This is a genomic window from Cytobacillus sp. NCCP-133 (assembly GCF_026011715.1).
Taxonomy (GTDB): Bacteria; Bacillota; Bacilli; order Bacillales; family Cytobacillaceae; genus Cytobacillus.
Genome location: NZ_BRVM01000050.1, coordinates 1 through 1,903, shown reverse-complemented (window position 1 = coordinate 1,903; position 1,903 = coordinate 1). Strand labels below are relative to the sequence as shown.

Below are 1,903 nucleotides of genomic sequence, written 5' to 3'. Positions count from 1 at the left end.
CCCCGTATCATACCAAGAGGGCTCTTTTTTGTTCAAGTCCCCGAAAATCCTTCTAACAGGAATGCTCCTTTTTATTGAAAAAAAGTAGTATATAAATAAGAGCAAGTCTTTATCGAAATATGTTACAACCACCCACAATTCTTTCATCTGTCCTTTTCAGCACTTAAAGAAAGTGTAAATCCTTTTTCAAGTATAAGAGTCATTTATAAGGGTTCTACTCTTTTATATCTTCCAGCGGTGAATTTCCAATTGTTCCGACCCGCCGAATCTTTACCTCTGCTTTTACTTCTATTGGCATGTCCGCAAATTTCTCATTCCATTCCTTCTTCACCTTTTTCCAATAGTCGGGATCCGAACGGTGAATCGCCTCGCCAAACCCAAAAATATCGGCTTTAAATTCTTCCTGGGCTTTCGCTATAGTCGATTCAATTAATTCTTTGACTATTTTTTCCGATTGCTTTTCCAACTCCTCGATCGTTTTCGTTTTTGACAAATCCAGCTTCCTGCATTGTACATCTCCAACGTTTCCTTCTATCTGAACCTTAATAGTTCCTTTTGGTGAACCATTTTCAACCTTCGCTTTTAGATCAGCTTTCGTGCGAATGACTTCAATTGCTGTTTTCCCCTTATCGTCAGGGCAAGTCACTTCACCTATCGTACTTTTTACATTGCCTAGAACATAGTTAACCGATTTACTATCCTCTTCGTTCAACCAGCCGATTAGTTTATCACCTTTAAACACAGCTAAGCCGCTATATTTCAAATGAACATCAGGTTCGATCTCTTGAACATGTTCACTCTTTTCTGCTTCTTTTATATCCCCCATTATCTGGAGTCCAGTTAATTGTGCTTCTTTTCCCTCAGTCAAGATATCCCCTATCAGTTCGTCTAATGTCACTGCCCTCGAAGGGGCCCATGCTTTTTCAGACGTTTCAAGAGCTGTAAACAGCTTGTTAGCAGGAATATCATCTAATCCCGTTAACACTTTTAAAACGTTTTCCGCTTTCGTATCTTTCGCAATCACAACGTAAAAGTCTGATCGCAATTCATGATCCCTAGATAAAAAATCTAATGCTTCACCCAATCCTTTTTCGGCTAGTTCTTCACTTATTATAAGAATTCGAATATGTGGAAAATAAAGTTTTCTAGCCGTAACCGTCGTCATTCTTCTTATCGCTTCAAAGATAGTGTCTCCTTTTTCTTGATATGTAGTAACTGGTGTTTTCTGACCGCCGCCTTGTCCAGCGGCAACTTGCCCAGGATTAACGACCTGGGTTGTAATAATAAATTGATCATCTGGTTTATCGATCGCCATCCCGACCGTGATCGCAAGTTCATTCATTTCCCTCCGGTTCCAACATCCAGATAAGAGGTTAAGCAATAGTAAGGTCGTAATAAATAAAGCACTTTTTCTTTTCACATCGAATCCTCCTTTCTTGATCTAAAGGAATGTTAATATCCGACTTTTAATTAATTGATTTTTTACTTTAAGCTTTCCTTCTGGCTCGCTTCAAAGGCTAAAGGTCACCTTGAACAAGACCTTGTGCTATTTCCAGTGCCTCTTACCTCAATAAAGTCATTATTAAATCACTTAGTGGTTTAAAAATTGCTGCAATCCAATCAAATGGATTGGGAATATTTAGATCCAAACCTTTAGCAATGCTTAACCAGCTCCCACTCAGCAGCAACAGTGAAAAAACTCCTAATTCTTTCTTCTGCCTTTTCTTCAAAAGCGGCGGTACTTCCAGAACCATGATCATAATCGTTACGAGAAGTATTCCTGCAATGGCCCACATATTGAACTGCTCCTTTAAGTTTTCGTATTCTTAGTTACTCAACTTTCGCACCGATATAACGTGAGCCAATCGGTGCGGCTGTAAAGCGCTTCTGCAATTTAACTGGT

2 protein-coding genes are annotated in these 1,903 nt (G+C 39.2%); both read right to left on the bottom strand.

What is annotated here, in order from left to right; genetic code table 11:
* Positions 1 to 214: 214 nt before the first annotated feature.
* Positions 215 to 1,420: a Ger(x)C family spore germination protein gene (locus NCCP133_RS21730; RefSeq protein ID WP_264807310.1), complete on the bottom strand. Its 1,206-nt coding sequence runs from the start codon at positions 1,418 to 1,420 to the stop codon at positions 215 to 217.
* A gap of 142 nt (positions 1,421 to 1,562) precedes the next feature.
* The gene (locus NCCP133_RS21725) at positions 1,563 to 1,796 is read right to left on the bottom strand and encodes a hypothetical protein (protein ID WP_264807309.1); all 234 of its coding nucleotides are present in this window, start codon (positions 1,794 to 1,796) and stop codon (positions 1,563 to 1,565) included.
* Positions 1,797 to 1,903: the final 107 nt, after the last annotated feature.